General features: G+C 67.6%; 11 protein-coding genes and 1 tRNA gene. 5 read left to right on the top strand and 7 right to left on the bottom strand.

The annotated features are described in order from the left end of the window. Positions 1-194: 194 nt before the first annotated feature. Positions 195-2,507 (bottom strand): DNA translocase FtsK, encoded by a 2,313-nt coding sequence (locus AC1MLZ_RS11985; RefSeq protein ID WP_480958659.1) that lies wholly within the window; start codon positions 2,505-2,507, stop codon positions 195-197. 144 nt (positions 2,508-2,651) lie between these two features. On the opposite strand from AC1MLZ_RS11985, the gene AC1MLZ_RS11980 reads away from it, so the two are divergent. Next, positions 2,652-3,866 carry a UbiH/UbiF/VisC/COQ6 family ubiquinone biosynthesis hydroxylase gene (locus tag AC1MLZ_RS11980; RefSeq protein WP_480958658.1) on the top strand — a complete coding sequence of 405 codons (1,215 nt, stop codon included), beginning with the start codon at positions 2,652-2,654 and terminating at the stop codon, positions 3,864-3,866. Here AC1MLZ_RS11980 and AC1MLZ_RS11975 read toward each other — a convergent pair. The 5 genes from AC1MLZ_RS11975 to AC1MLZ_RS11955 form a co-directional block, all read right to left on the bottom strand. After that, positions 3,838-4,470: a DUF2238 domain-containing protein gene (locus tag AC1MLZ_RS11975; RefSeq protein WP_480958657.1), complete on the bottom strand. Its 633-nt coding sequence runs from the start codon at positions 4,468-4,470 to the stop codon at positions 3,838-3,840. The genes AC1MLZ_RS11980 and AC1MLZ_RS11975 overlap by 29 nt on opposite strands. 87 nt (positions 4,471-4,557) lie before the next feature. Then, a complete protein-coding gene (locus AC1MLZ_RS11970) occupies positions 4,558-5,217 on the bottom strand; it encodes an alpha/beta fold hydrolase (RefSeq protein ID WP_480958656.1) in 660 nt (219 codons plus the stop codon). Positions 5,218-5,257: 40 nt separating this feature from the next. After that, complete coding sequence (locus tag AC1MLZ_RS11965) at positions 5,258-6,559, bottom strand: CitMHS family transporter (RefSeq protein ID WP_480958655.1); 1,302 nt, start codon at positions 6,557-6,559, stop codon at positions 5,258-5,260. Positions 6,560-6,778: 219 nt separating this feature from the next. Next, a complete protein-coding gene (locus AC1MLZ_RS11960; protein WP_480958654.1) occupies positions 6,779-8,260 on the bottom strand; it encodes an OprO/OprP family phosphate-selective porin in 1,482 nt (493 codons plus the stop codon). Then, the gene (locus AC1MLZ_RS11955) at positions 8,257-9,339 is read right to left on the bottom strand and encodes an ABC transporter substrate-binding protein (protein ID WP_480958653.1); all 1,083 of its coding nucleotides are present in this window, start codon (positions 9,337-9,339) and stop codon (positions 8,257-8,259) included. Before AC1MLZ_RS11955 ends, AC1MLZ_RS11960 begins: the two co-directional genes overlap by 4 nt. 109 nt (positions 9,340-9,448) lie before the next feature. On the opposite strand from AC1MLZ_RS11955, the gene AC1MLZ_RS11950 reads away from it, so the two are divergent. Together AC1MLZ_RS11950 and AC1MLZ_RS11945 are read left to right on the top strand one after the other, a co-directional pair. Beyond that, a complete protein-coding gene (locus tag AC1MLZ_RS11950) occupies positions 9,449-10,114 on the top strand; it encodes a response regulator transcription factor (RefSeq protein WP_480958652.1) in 666 nt (221 codons plus the stop codon). Beyond that, complete coding sequence (locus AC1MLZ_RS11945; RefSeq protein ID WP_480958651.1) at positions 10,104-11,498, top strand: sensor histidine kinase; 1,395 nt, start codon at positions 10,104-10,106, stop codon at positions 11,496-11,498. The genes AC1MLZ_RS11950 and AC1MLZ_RS11945 overlap by 11 nt, the downstream gene beginning before the upstream one ends. A gap of 139 nt (positions 11,499-11,637) precedes the next feature. Here AC1MLZ_RS11945 and AC1MLZ_RS11940 read toward each other — a convergent pair. After that, a tRNA-Gly gene (locus AC1MLZ_RS11940) sits at positions 11,638-11,712 on the bottom strand. A 165-nt stretch (positions 11,713-11,877) separates the two neighbouring features. Here AC1MLZ_RS11940 and AC1MLZ_RS11935 point away from each other — a divergent pair. Both AC1MLZ_RS11935 and AC1MLZ_RS11930 read left to right on the top strand, forming a co-directional pair. Then, a complete protein-coding gene (locus tag AC1MLZ_RS11935; protein WP_480958650.1) occupies positions 11,878-12,660 on the top strand; it encodes an ImuA family protein in 783 nt (260 codons plus the stop codon). Continuing rightward, on the top strand, positions 12,629-14,098 hold the full coding sequence (locus tag AC1MLZ_RS11930; RefSeq protein ID WP_480961537.1) for a Y-family DNA polymerase: 1,470 nt from the start codon (positions 12,629-12,631) through the stop codon (positions 14,096-14,098). The genes AC1MLZ_RS11935 and AC1MLZ_RS11930 overlap by 32 nt, the downstream gene beginning before the upstream one ends. Positions 14,099-14,100: the final 2 nt, after the last annotated feature.

Raw genomic sequence — 14,100 nt, 5'->3', positions numbered from 1 at the left:
GTTCGAAACCCTTCGTCATGGTCGATCTTTCGACTGAAGCCGGCCGCCCTTGCAGCGTCTTGGGGGCCGCGACGGACTCAATAGCTCCGTCACCCCGGACTGGTTCCGGGGTCCACCGTTCCGCAAACCAAATCCATCGATTTTGCGGCACCGTGGATGCCGGAACGAGCCCGGCATGACGAAGGGCGCTTAGCTCAGATCGCATGCCCTTCGGTATCGCGGAGCACTTCGCGGCGGCCGACGTGATCCGGGCGGCCGACGATGCCGTCCTTCTCCATCCGCTCGATCAACCGTGCGGCGGAATTATAACCGATCCGCAACTGGCGCTGGAGCCACGAGGTCGACGCCTTCTGCGACTCGCAGACCAGCTGGATAGCCTGACGATATTGCTGGTCTTCCGCGGAGTCTTCTCCAGTCGGCGAGCCCTCCAATGCGAAGCTCTCCTCGGGCTCCTCGGTAACGGAGGAGATGTAATCCGGCAGCCCTTGCGAGCGCCAGTGATCCGCCACCAGCCGCACTTCGTCATCGGTGACGAACGGCCCGTGGACGCGGACGATGCCCTTGCCGCCGGGCATGTAGAGCATGTCGCCCTTGCCGAGCAGCTGCTCCGCACCCTGCTCGCCTAGAATGGTCCGCGAATCGATCTTCGAGGTGACGTGGAAGCTGATTCGCGTCGGCAGATTGGCCTTGATGACGCCGGTGATGACGTCGACCGACGGCCGCTGCGTCGCCATGATCAGGTGTATACCCGCCGCGCGAGCCTTCTGCGCAAGCCGCTGGATGAGAAATTCGACCTCCTTGCCCGCGGTCATCATCAGGTCGGCGAGCTCGTCGACGATCACCACGATCTGCGGCAGCACGTCGTATTCGAGCTTCTCCTCCTCGTACATCGGCGCGCCGGTATCAGGGTGATATCCGGTCTGGACCTTCCGCCCGAGCGGTTGCCCCTTGGCCTTCGCGCCGCGCACCTTGTCGTTGAAGCCGGCGAGACTGCGCACACCGACGGAGGACATCTGGCGATAGCGATCCTCCATCGTCTCGACCGCCCACTTCAGCGCGCGCACGGCCTTGGCGGGGTCGGTCACGACCGGCGACAACAGATGCGGAATGTCGTCGTACATGCTCAGCTCGAGCATCTTCGGGTCGATCATGATCATCCGGCACTGGTTCGGCGTCAGCTTGTACAGCAGCGATAGGATCATGCTGTTCAGCCCGACCGACTTGCCCGAGCCGGTCGTGCCTGCGACCAGCAGATGCGGCATCGGCGCCAGATCGGCGATCACCGAATCGCCCGCGATGTTCTTGCCGAGGATGATCGGCAACTGCGCCGACTGGTCCTCGAACGTCTGGCTGCCGACGAGTTCGTGCAAGCTCACCGCTTCGCGCCGCGCATTCGGCAGCTCGATACCGATCACGTTGCGCCCCGGAATCACCGCAACGCGTGCGGATATCGCCGACATGTTGCGCGCGATATCATCGGCGAGCGCAATCACGCGGCTCGCCTTGATGCCCGGCGCTGGCTCCAACTCGTACATCGTCACGACCGGGCCCGGCCGTACCTCGATGATCGACCCCTTCACGTGGAAATCGTCGAGCACGTTCTCCAGCAGCCGCGCGTTGCGTTCGAGCCCCGCCTTGTCGATCACATTGCCCTGGCTCGGCGGCGACGGCGTCAGCAGGTCGAGGCTCGGCAGCGTGAAGTTGTCGCGCAGGTCTAGCGACGACTGGCGCTCCTTGGGTTTCGCCTGCGACGGCGCGTTCTGGCGGTCGGCGATGACGGGGGCAGGGCGCGGGTCCGGCTCGGCGACCGCGCGTGGCTCGACCGGCTTGCGCGTGAGGGTCAGTGGCTCGTCGTCGTCCTCGTCGATCTCCGCAAAGCCGTCATAGCCGAGCGCCTCCGTGCGATTGCGGCGGGGAAGGCGCCATTTGCGCTCGCCGAGATCGATCTCGATGCTCTTGCCCCAGACGATCGCACCCGCGATCGCCGCGATCAGCCCGACCGCGCGGGCGGACCAGAGCTCGGCGACCGGCTGGCCGATGAAGCTCAATGCCCAGTGAACGGCGCTGGAGACTGACAGGCCGATCACGCCGCCCCAGCCGGCGGGGAGTGCCAGCACCGAACTGCCCGACACGAACGCCAGCGCGCTCGCCATCAGCGCGATGCCGATCGCCGCACCGCGCACCATCCGCACCCAATGCCCGAGCGGCGCGTCACGCCACAGCCGCATCCCGAGGATCGGTCCGATCGGCAGCATCAGCGCGACCGCCGGCCCGAACAGGGTGAGCGCGATGTCCGCGAACCACGCACCCGGCGGCCCGACCAGATTGGCCGGATACCCGCCCGACGCGGTGTTCAAGGCTGCATCGCTCGGATGATAGCTCGCCAGCGCCAGCGCCATCAGCAGCGTGCCGACGAACAACGCGATCGCCGCGATCAGCGCGCCGCTGCGGACGGCACCCGCCTTCACCGTCTCACGCCACAAGGCTGGCTGCGCGCGGCTGGCCATGACCCGTATTCTCCAATGTCACTAAGTATGTGAGAATTCATCGCGCCGGGCGGGTCCGACGTCAAGCTGAGCACGCGACAACACGGGTTAAACCGCGCCCGGATCGTCGTTGGCAGCGACCGGCTGGCGGGATACAGCGGCGCAATGGACACAGATGTAATCATCCTCGGTGGCGGGCTGGTCGGTGCGACGCTCGCCGTGGCGCTCGACGTGCACGGCATTTCGACGATCGTGATCGACCCCGCAGACCCCGCGGTGACGCTGGCGCCGGGCTTCGATGGGCGCGCCTCGGCAGTGGCCAGCGCGAGCCACCGGATGCTCGACGCGATCGGGGTCGGCGCGACGCTGGCGGGGCGGGGGTGTGCGATCCGCCAGATCCGCGTCAGCGATGGCCTCGAACCCGGCGCATTGGATTTCAAGCCCAGGCCGGACGATGGCGCACTCGGCACGATGTACGAAAACAAGCTGATCCGCCAGACGCTGTTCGATGCCGCGAGCGCCGCCCGCCATGTCGATCTCCGCATGAAGACGCGTGCGACGAGCGTGGATCGCGCCGAGTCGGGCGTCACCGTGACGCTCGACTCGGGTGACGTGATCCGCGCGCCGCTCCTGATCGCCGCCGAGGGCCGCAAGTCGCCGACCCGCGAGGCGGCCGGGATATCGATGGCGCATTGGTCCTATGAACATACCGCGATCATTGCCGCATTCCATCACGAGCGCTCGCACGAGGACGTCGCCTACGAGATCTTCTACGCGGCCGGCCCATTTGCGCTGCTGCCGCTGCCCGACGATGCCGATGGCCATCGCTCGGCGATCGTCTGGACGGTCGGTACCAAGGAGGGTGTCGGCATGCTGAAGCTGGGCGACCGCGCTTTCCTTGCCGAAGCTTCGAAGCGCATGGGCGGGTTTTTGGGCGAATTGTCGAACGCCACCCCGCGCTCATCCTATCCCCTGGGGTTCCAGCACGCCGCCCGGATCACCGACCAGCGCCTCGCCTTGGTCGGCGATGCTGCGCACGGCATCCATCCGATCGCGGGGCAGGGGCTCAACCTCGGCTTCCGCGACGTCGCGACGCTCGCCGAAGTGCTGGTCGAGGGCAAGCGCCTCGGCCTCGATCTCGGCGACGCGGCACTGCTCGCGCGCTACCAGCGCTGGCGCGGGCTCGACACGTTCATGACTGCGGCTGCGACCGACACGCTCACCCGCCTGTTCGGCCTGCCCGGCAAGACCGCCAGCGCCGTCCGCCGGTTCGGCATCAGCGCGGTCAACGCGATCCCGCCGCTGAAGGACCGCTTCATGGCCGAGGCACGGGGTGAGAGCGGCGACTTGCCTAAGTTGCTGCAGGGGATGACGGTCTGAGGCGAGCGATTTGCCCGTCGTGAGCGCGGGATAGCAGGAGCAACGCGAGCATGGCGCCGACCAGGCACATCAGCATATCCCACTGCGTATCCCACGGATCGCCCTGCGTCCCGAGAAACGCGTCCGCGCCCTGGCCGAGCGCAACGGCGGCGCCGAACTCGATCAGCTCGTACAAGGCGCTGACGGACAGGCAGTAGGCAAGGACGGTGACTAACAGCAGCCGGCGCGACGCGATGCTGCCGGTCCGGACGAGTATCTCGCGCAGGACGATCGCGGGTACGAACCCCTGCATCAGGTGGCCGAACCGATCATACGGATTGCGCGCGAGATGCAGCCAGTCCTGCACTGCGAAACCGATCGGTACGCGGGCATAGGTGTAGGCGCCACCCAGCATCAGCACCAGGCCGTGGAGCGCAATCAGCACGAGGGCGAGGGTCGTGAAGGCGAAGCTGCGTCGCAGGGCGACCAATATGGGGAAGGCGATCAGGACCGGCGCGATCTCCATCCACCACGTCGCGCGGTCGGCCGGTGCCCAACCGGATGCTACGAGCCCGATCGACCACAGGATTGCCAATACGGAAAGCCGGTGGTCGGTCGAGGTCATGATGCGCTTTCATCGAAGGGCATGGTCCGTGCCGGCCGCTGAGCGAACGGCGCCTGCACGGTCCTGGCAGGGAGCCCTCCTAATCGATCAGCCGGTCTTCAGCCACTGACGGAGCAGCGCGGTGACTTCGCCGGGACGCTCCATCGGTGCGAGGTGACCGCAGGAGCGCAGCATGTGAAACCGCGACCCCTCGATCCGCGCACTCAGCGCGCGCGCGTCGTCGGGCGTGCAGATCAGGTCGCGGTCGCCGACGGCTACCAGCGTCGGCACGTGGATCGCGGCGATCGCCTCGCTGATGTCGGGACGTGCGAGCAGTGCGCGTTGCTGGCGTTCGAAGACGGCCTGGCCGACGCGCTCCGCCATCGCCTGCGCGGGGCCGGCGACGATCGCGGTCAGGCGCGGGTCGGCGTGCGGCGCGGTGGCGAGCAGGCCCTGGCCGACCACGGTGCGGGGGCGCACCTCCATCGACGCGCGCGTGCCGAACAGCGCGATCCGCTCGATCCGGTCGGGGGCCTGCCGGACCATCTCCATCGCGACGTAGCCGCCGAGGCTGACACCGGCGACCGAGAACCGTGGCGGTGCGCTGGCGAGCACCCTCGCGGCCATTTCGGACAGCGTATCGTCCTGCGACAGGTCACCGAACTCGACCTGTGCGACGGCGGCGAGGTCGACGATCTGGCGCGCCCAGAGCTGCCCGTCGCAGCCCATCGCGGGGAGCAGCATCAACGGTGTACGCGGTCGGACCATGCGAAATCTCCGGTAGCGGCGGGTTGCGGGGATGCTCACCTCAGGCAACGAACGGGAAGGCGAGCGCGATCATCCCGACCAGCGTCATCACCGTGCAGACGGAGATCGCGGGGACGAGCGTGAAGCGCTGGTGATCGGCGAGGTCGATCCCGACTAGGCTGACCAGCAGATAGGTCGACGGCACCAGCGGGCTGAGCAGGTGGACCGGCTGGCCCATCAGCGAGGCGCGGGCAATCGCCTCGGGCGCGACGCCGTAATGCGCGCCGGCCTCGGCCAGGATCGGCAGCATCCCGAAATAGAACGCGTCGTTCGAAATGAAGAAGGTGGCCGGCATGCTCAGCACAGCGGTGATCGGCGCCATGTACGGCCCGAGCACGGGCGGGATCACACCGACCACCGCCTTGCTCATCGCCTCGACCATGCCGGTGCCGCCAAGAATGCCGGTGAAGATACCCGCCGCGAAGATCAGCGACACCACCGCCAGCACGTTGCCGGCATGCGCGGAGATGCGCTCCTTCTGGTCGGCGACGCCGGGGTAATTGACGATCATCGCGATCGCGAACGCCAGCATCATCAGCACCGACAGCGGCAGGATGCCCCACACCAGCAACGTCAGCAGCGTGACGACGAGCGCGGCGTTGAACCAAATGAGCTTGGGCCGGCGCGCCTCGGGATATTGCGAGACGGCCATGCCGGTGAACTCGGTGTCCGCGGTGATTCCCGCTTCACCCATCCGGACGCGTTCTTTCCGCCCGAAATACACGGCGAGACCGATCAGGAAGGCGAGCCCGGCGATCATGCCGGGAATCAGCGGCAGGAACAGCGTCGCGGGATCGAGCTTCAGCGCACTCGCGGCGCGCGCGGTCGGCCCGCCCCACGGCGTCAGGTTCATGATCCCGCTCGTCGTCATCAACAGGCAGACGAGGTACAACCGGTTCATGTTGAAACGCTTGTAGAGCGGCAGCAGCGCAGCGATCGTGATGATGTAGGTGGTCGACCCGTCGCCATCGAGGCTGACGAGCGCGCACAGCACGACCGTCCCGATCAGGATCCGCATCGGATCGCCGTGGACCATCCGGATCAGCCGTCCGACCAAGGGATCGAAGAGTCCGGTGTCGGTCATCGTCGAGAAGAACAGGATCGCGAACAGCAGCATGACGCCGGTCGGCGCGAGGTTCTTGATGCCGTCGATCATCATCGGGCCGAGACCCGCGGCCTCCCCCGCGAACACGCCGAAGATCGACGGGATCACGATGAGCGCGACGAGCGGCGTCATCTTCTTGGTCATGATCAACGTCATGAACGTGGCGACCATCAGGAAGCCGAGCAGGGCAAGGTTCATCGCATCGTCCTAGGAAAGGGCGTGAATTGGGGAGTGGGGCTTGTGTCGAATACGCGCGCCGAACGTTGATCGGCCCGAGCCGACGAACCCGCTATTTTCTCCGTCATGCCGGGCTCGTTCCGGCATCCACGGTGCCGCAGAACCGAGAGAGCTTGGTGTGCGGAACGGTGGACCCCGGAACCAGTCCGGGGTGACGGAGTGGTGTCGGGACTGCCAGCATCAGAACGTCACTCCGACGCGGGCGCTCAGCGTCTGACCGGTGTCGTTGCCGACATAGTCGCCGGCCCGGTTGTCGGTGTTCCACTGGATCGCGTTCACCTGGAAACGGGTGAAGGAGTTGAGGTACCAGTTGACCCCGACGGTCGCCGCCCAGCCATCGCCGCCGGTCAGCAGATTGTCGAAATCGAGGCTTTCGTAGCGCGCGGTGAGCTCGATCGCGCCGACCCCGCCGTCGAACGTCGGCTTCAGCACCTTGGGCTGACCGAAGCTGCCGAGCCGCGGATTGTACGGCGGCAGATCGCCGGTCAGGAACAGTCCGCCCGAGACGCTCCACGCCTTGCTGACGAAATCGGGACGCCCGCCGTCGAGCCGCGCGTTGCGGCGGCCCGCTTCGCCCATCACCCACAACGGCCCGCGATAGCCGCCGAGTTCGAACCCGTAGCCGGTCGTGCCGGTGCCGCCGATCAACGGCCCGCTGGACACGCGCAGCGCACCGTTGAAGCGGCCGCCGATCACCGTGTTGCGGGTCAGCGTACCCGCGACCGACGACAGCGATTCGTCGAAGCCCCACGCGCCGATGTGCAGCACGCCGGTGTCGGACTTGATCGGGTTCCAGTGCGCACGGCCCAGCAGTGTGCGGCTGTCCCCGACCGTCTGCGTGCCGTCGATCCGGTCGCCGGTGACCGTTACTGAGGCGTGGCCGGTCTTCCAGAACACGCGCGGCATCACGCCGATGCCGTAGAAGCCGCGCTGCGGGATGATCGCGGTCGAGACCGTGCTGCGCTCCAGGAACGGCGTCGAATCCGATCCCGTAGAGCCCTCGAAGCTGCGGTCGTTGAACAGATGACCGACGCGGACATCGTAATCGAGCCCCGGCGTGATCCGGTTGCGCCAGCCGACGAACGCGGTGACGACGTCGACCTCGTTCTCCGAGAAGTCGCTCTCGAACTGATAGAAGAAATGCGTGCCGACGCCGCCTTCGAGACCGAGGCGCAGCGCGCGCATACCGGTCGTCGTGATGTTGCGGCCGTTATATTTGGAGCCGAAGCTGGAGCTGACGTCGGTCAGGATGCGACCGCGCGGCTTGAACGTGTAGACGCCGTCCGCCGAATGGAAGACGGGCAGCCCCGCGCCCCATTCGCTGGTCACGCCCGACGGATTGTCGCGCGCAGCGATCGCCTGCGTAACGCTCCGGTCGGCAGGGCCGGGGGGCGCGAGCTGCGGCGCGAACGGCAAGGTGCGGCGTGGTTCGTTGTTCTGCGCGACCGCCTGCGGGGCGATCTGCACCGGCGCTACCGGAGCGGACGCCTGCGCGACGGCGGTGGCATTCTCCAGCCGGTCGAGCCGCGATTTCAGCGCCGCGATCTCTGCCGCCTGCGCACGCACCAGCGCGGCAAGGTCGGCGTCACTCGGAGTCTGGGCCAGCGTCGGGGTCGCGGCGATCAGCGCGAGGGCGGCGCACCCGGTACGGAAGAGAGTCATTGTTGGGCTCCGGTGGCGAGGATCGCGGTCCAGTCGCGGAGGAAACGCTGGCGCTTGACGCGGTCGAGGTTGACGAGAAGTTGCGGCCCAACGCGGATCGGCCGGGCCTGCGCGGCGGGAAGCCGGCGGGCGGAAACGTCGGTGCGGACCGGCCACAGGCTGCGCTTGGCGAGCAGCGACTGGCCCTCGCGCGACAGCAGGAAATCGAGGAACAGCTTCGCCGCCGCCGGGTGCGCGGCCTCGCGCGCGATGAACGCGATCCGCGAGGTGACGATCGTGTAATCCTGGAGGAACGCGACACCGATGCGGCGGTCGGTCCGCGCGCGTTCCAGTGCGTAGGAGCCAATGACGTTGTACGCGATCGCCTGCCGCCCCTCGGCGACGCCGCGCAGCATCGGCTCGCTGGTCCGCGACAAGACGGGTTTCGTCGCCGCGATCGCCTCCAGCAGCGACCGCGTATCGCGGGTGATGGCGAGGTCTTCCGACAGATACAGATAGCCGACATTGGAGCGCGCCGGATCGAACGTCGTGACGCGCCCGGTTAGCGCCGCTGCGTTCCGCCGCAGCCAAGTCTCCAGCGCGGCGTGCGTACGCGGCACCTGCGCAGGCGGCACGAGGCGCTTGTTGTAGACAATCCCGATCGGCTCCGCGGTGACGCCGAAACCCATGTTCTTCCACACCGACACCGGCGGCAGCGCGGGCTTTTCGGGGCTCGCATAGCCTTGCGCGAAGCCGTCGTTGATCAGCTTCACCTGAAGGTCCATCGCCGACGACCAGACGAGATCGGCGGACAGTTTCCTGGAGCGCGTTTCGGTGACGAAGCGGCGGTACATCTCGGTCGATCCGAGGTCCGCGTACAGCACCGTGATCCCCGGATAGCGCTTCCGGAACGCAGCGACGACCGGCAGCAATTCTGCGCGATCGGCATTGCCGTAGATCCGAACCTGCCGCTCGGCGCGCGCGTCGGATATGAGCTGGTCATAGGAGCGCGGATAGTTGGCAGGGCGCTGCGCCACGGCCGTCGCGGCAAGCGTCGACAGCCCGGTCAGTATCGCGATCTTCACTAAAATTCGGGCCATCATCACTCTCCTCGCCTTCCGTCTCTGTGTTCGGATAGACTGCAACGGTGGAGTACGAAGCGAACCTGTCACCAACCTTTCACGCCGATCGGGCGCAGGACGAGCCGTTGTGCGCATACTGCTGATCGAAGACGACGCGGCCCTCGCGCGCAGTATCGCGGCGCTGTTGCGCGCTGGCGGCAACGCGGTCGATCACGTCGCGACCGGCGAGGACGCGCTGTCGGTGGTCGCCGGAGAACCCTATGCGCTCGTCATCCTCGACGTCGGGCTGCCCGGTATCGACGGCTTCTCGGTGCTCGAAACGCTGCGCCGTCGCGGCGAGCGGGTGCCGGTGCTGATGCTAACCGCACGCGATGCGCTCGACGACCGCGTGCGCGGACTCGATCTGGGCGCCGACGATTATCTGCGGAAGCCGTTCGAGCCCGAGGAACTGGAGGCGCGTGTCCGGGCGCTGGGCCGGCGGCGTGGCGGCGATCCGCTGCCGGTACTCGTCGTCGGTACGCTCACGATCAACCGCTCGACCGGCGACGCGGACATCGCTGGCCGTGCGCTCGACCTGCGTCGGCGTGAGCGCGCGGTGTTGGAGGCGCTTGCAACCCGAGCCGGCCGGGTCGTCCCTCGCGCGCTGCTGATCGGCGAGGTGTTCGGGTTCGACGAACCGGTCGGGGACAACGCGATCGAGGTCCATGTCACGCGCCTGAGGACCAAGCTCGCGCCTGATGGCCCTGGTATCCGCACCGTGCGCGGCGTCGGCTACATGCTCGATGCCGGTTGAGTCGCGTACCCCAGCACTACGCACCCGCCTGCTGGTCGCAGTGCTCGGGCCATTGCTGGCCGCGGCGATCCTGATCGGGGTGGTCGGTGCGACGCTGATCGCCGACGTCGTCCGCCGCACCAACGATCGCGTGCTCGGCGGTGCCCTCGGCGCGATCGCCGAGACCGTGCAGGTCGAACGCGGCGAGGTGACGCTCGACTTGCCGTCCGCCGCGTTCGGAATGCTGGAGAATACCGAGCGCGACAACGTCTATTACCGCGTCGCAGTCGGCCCAGACCTGCTCACCGGTTATGCCGACCTGCCAGCCCCCGATCCCGCGACGCTCGACATCGACGTGCCGCGCTACCGCTTTGCCCGCTACCGAGGCCAGCAGATCCGCATCGCCGAAGTCCGCCGCTCGCTCCCCCGGATCGACAAACCCGTGATCGTCCAGATCGCCGAGACGCTCGACAACCGCGGCGCATTGACCCGCCGCCTCATGCTCGCGCTCCTGATCGGCGAATGTGTGCTGGTCGGTGCGGCAGCACTGCTCCTCCGCCCCGCGCTAGGTTGGTCCTTGCGCCCGCTCGCCCGTCTTCGCGGCGCGGTCGAAGCGCGCGACGAACGCGCCCGCCCCGATTTCTCGCCGCTCGACACCGGCCCGCTCCCCAGTGAACTCCGCCCGCTCGCCGGCGCGTTCGACCGTCTCCTGGCACAGCTCGACACCGCCACCGTCGGCGTCCGCCGCTTCACCGCCGACGCCTCGCACCAGATGCGCACGCCCTTGTCGGTACTGAAAGTCCAGGTCGCGCTCGCCCGTCGCGGCTCGGGGCCGGAACGCAGCGTCGCGCTCGACGAGATCGCCGACGCGGTGGTGCGCCTCGAACGCCTGGTGACGCAGTTGCTGGCGTTGGCGCGTGCGGAGGAGGCCGGCGTGTCCGCGCCGCTGGAGGCGGTCGACCTGCGCGAAGTGGCGGCGGCGGTCATCACGCGACAGATCAACCGCGCGATCGACGCGGGCATCGACCTGACGATCGAGGGCGACCCGGACGTCGGCCACATCGTCCCCGGCCACCGGACGCTGATCTTCGAGATAGTGTCGAACCTGATCGACAACGGCATCCGCTACAACCGGCGCGGCGGCACCGTGTCGGTCAGGCTCCAGACGACGCCATCGGAAACGTCGATCGCGGTCGTCGACGATGGTCCGGGCATCGCGCCCGAACACCGTGAAGCCGCGTTCGATCGGTTCGTCCGGCTGGACGCTTCCGGCAGTCCGGAGGGGAGCGGTCTCGGCTTGGCGATCGTACGCTCGGCGGCGACGCGCCTCAACGCGAGCGTCGCATTCGGCAATGCGGATACCGGCACCACGATAATCCTGAGATTCGCGCGCGCTAAGGGATGACGATCGCGCCATGTAGATACGGCGCAAACGCTGGCATGAAGGATTTGCCATGAAGGACTTGCAGGCGATCGGTGATGGATCACGATGACGCTTGGCCGTCGTTTCGACGGTTTGTCAGTATCCCAACGATTGGGAAAACTGGAGCGGGCGAAGGGATTCGAACCCTCGACCCCAACCTTGGCAAGGTTGTGCTCTACCCCTGAGCTACGCCCGCTCTGGCGCCTATGTCTCCGGTCTGAAGCGACACGGTGACTGGGTGAGGCGCGCTGTTAGCCCGGTGTTTCCGGGACGGCAAGCGCCTTTTCAACTTTCGTGTGAAATTCGATGCAAACACGATTCCGCTTGGCGACTCCGGTACTAGAACATTACAAGAACAATTGTGAACGAGTCGCTTGCCTTGATAGCCCGCCTGAAGCGGATTGCCACGATGGGGATGCCGACCCAGGGCGATGATCGCGCGGACGATGCGTGGCTGACGCAGGGAATGGCGAAGGCGCAACTCCATGAGGTTTTTGCGACGGTCGATGATTCGGCAAGTGGCGCGGGGTTCGCGGTCGCCTCGATATTGGCGGCAAAGGCGGCGCCGGTGATGTGGCTGCGGACCGAGGCTGGCGAGCGCCAGGGGGGCAGGTTGCATGCAACCGGGCTGGTCGAGATGGGGCTCGACGTGTCGTCGCTGGTGCTGGGCCTGGTCGACGACGAGGCCAGCTTGCTACGCGCCGCTGCCGATGCCGCAAGATGCCACGGGCTCGGCACGTTGTTGATGGAGTCGTGGGGCAGGGCGCCCGGGATCGACCTGACCGCGACGCGGCGGCTGATGCTGGCGGCCGAAGCCTCGGGCGTGACTATCCTCAGCCTGCGTATTGGCGCCGAACCGGTGCCGAGTGCGGCCGCGTCGCGCTGGAGGGTGGCGGCATGTTGCTCCCGACCTTTGGAAGCCGACGCACCTGGCAAACCTGCCTTCGACATCGAATTGCTGCGCCGACGCGGAGGCCAGGCCGGGCTTCGCTGGCGTGTGGAGTGGAACCGTGACGCGCACATCTTCGACCAAAACGCCTTCGCCTCTGGTGATTCCGCGGCGCTACCTGGCGCTGGTATTCCCGTGGCTGCCGATCGAGCGGCTGCGGACGATGCGGCCGCATCTGTTCGTCGGACGGGCTGAGACGCCGATCGCGTTCGTCGAGACGGTGTCGGGCGGGGTCCGGCTGAAGGCGCTCGATCGCGAGGCGGTACGGGCAGGGCTCCAGCCCGGGCTGACGCTCGCCGATGCGCGGGCGTGCGTGCCGGAGCTGGAGGTGTACGAGCATGACGCGCATGCCGATCACGAATGGCTCGAGCGACTGGCGGATGGCTGCCAGCGGTACACGCCATCGGTCGCGCTCGACGAGCCCGATGGCCTGATCCTCGACATCGCCGGGTGCGTGCACGAGTTCGAGGGCGAGCGCCGCCTCGCTGCCGATCTGGAGGAGCGCCTTGCGCGCCGCGGGGTGCTGGTACGCCACGCGTTCGGTGACACGCCGGACACGGCGCGCGCGCTGGCGCGGTATGCGGGGGCACCGGCTCCGGATGAAAAGCGTGCGGTGAAGCGGTTGCCGGTGGCGGCGCTGGGGCTCGACGAGGATGCGACGACGGCGCTGTCGCGCGCCGGGCTGAAGACGGTCGGCGACGTGATGGCGCGGCCCCTCGCGACGATCGCCGCACGGTTCGGCGAGGAGGCGGCGATGATGATCCGCCGGCTCGACGGTTCGGTGAAGGGACCGATCGTCGCGCGGCGGATGGTGCCCAAGGTCGGCGTCGAGCGCCGCTTTGCCGAACCCATCGCACGCACCGAATATGCGCTGGAAGTGATCGCAGAGCTTGCCGCCGAAGCCGCCGAGCAACTGGCCCAACGGCACGAAGGCGGCCGCCGCTGGGAAGTACGGCTGTTCCGTGCCGACGGGCTGGTCCAGCGCCTCAGGATCGAGACCGGTCAGCCGATACGCGACGTCGCGTTGTTGATGCGCCTGTTCCGCGAGCGGATCGACAGCCTCGCCGATCCGCTCGATCCGGGGTTCGGCTATGATCTGGTCCGGTTGGACGTGGCGCTCGCCGAGCGGCTCGATGCGTCGCAACTGAAGCTGGAGGGCGGCGAGGCGCAGAAGGGGGAGGTCGCACAGCTCGTCGACCAGCTCGGCACGCGGCTGGGCCGGGCGCGCGTCCGCCGGTTCTCGGCGCGCGACAGTCATATCCCCGAACAGGCCGAGCTGATGTTGCCGGCGGCCGAAGCGCCCGCCCCGACGCCGTGGTTCGCGCAGGAAACGGGCGAACCGCCGCTCCGCCCGATCTATCTGTTCGACCCACCGCAACCGATCGAATCGATGATGGCCGAGGTCCCCGACGGCCCGCCGCACCGCTTCCGCTGGCGCCGCACCGTGCACGACGTGGCGCATAGCGAAGGGCCGGAGCGGATCGCCGGCGAATGGTGGCGACGCCAGGACATCCCGACGCGCGATTACTACCGCATCGAAGACCGCCGCGGCCGCCGCTTCTGGATCTTCCGTCACGGCCTGTATTCGGAGATGGAGGCGCCCCGCTGGTACCTCCACGGCGTCTTCGCGTGAGT

It is taken from the genome of Sphingomonas sp. PEI4 (assembly GCF_056679955.1).
The sequence above is the reverse complement of the archived record's forward strand: the minus strand, read 5'-3'. Positions and strand labels throughout refer to the sequence as shown.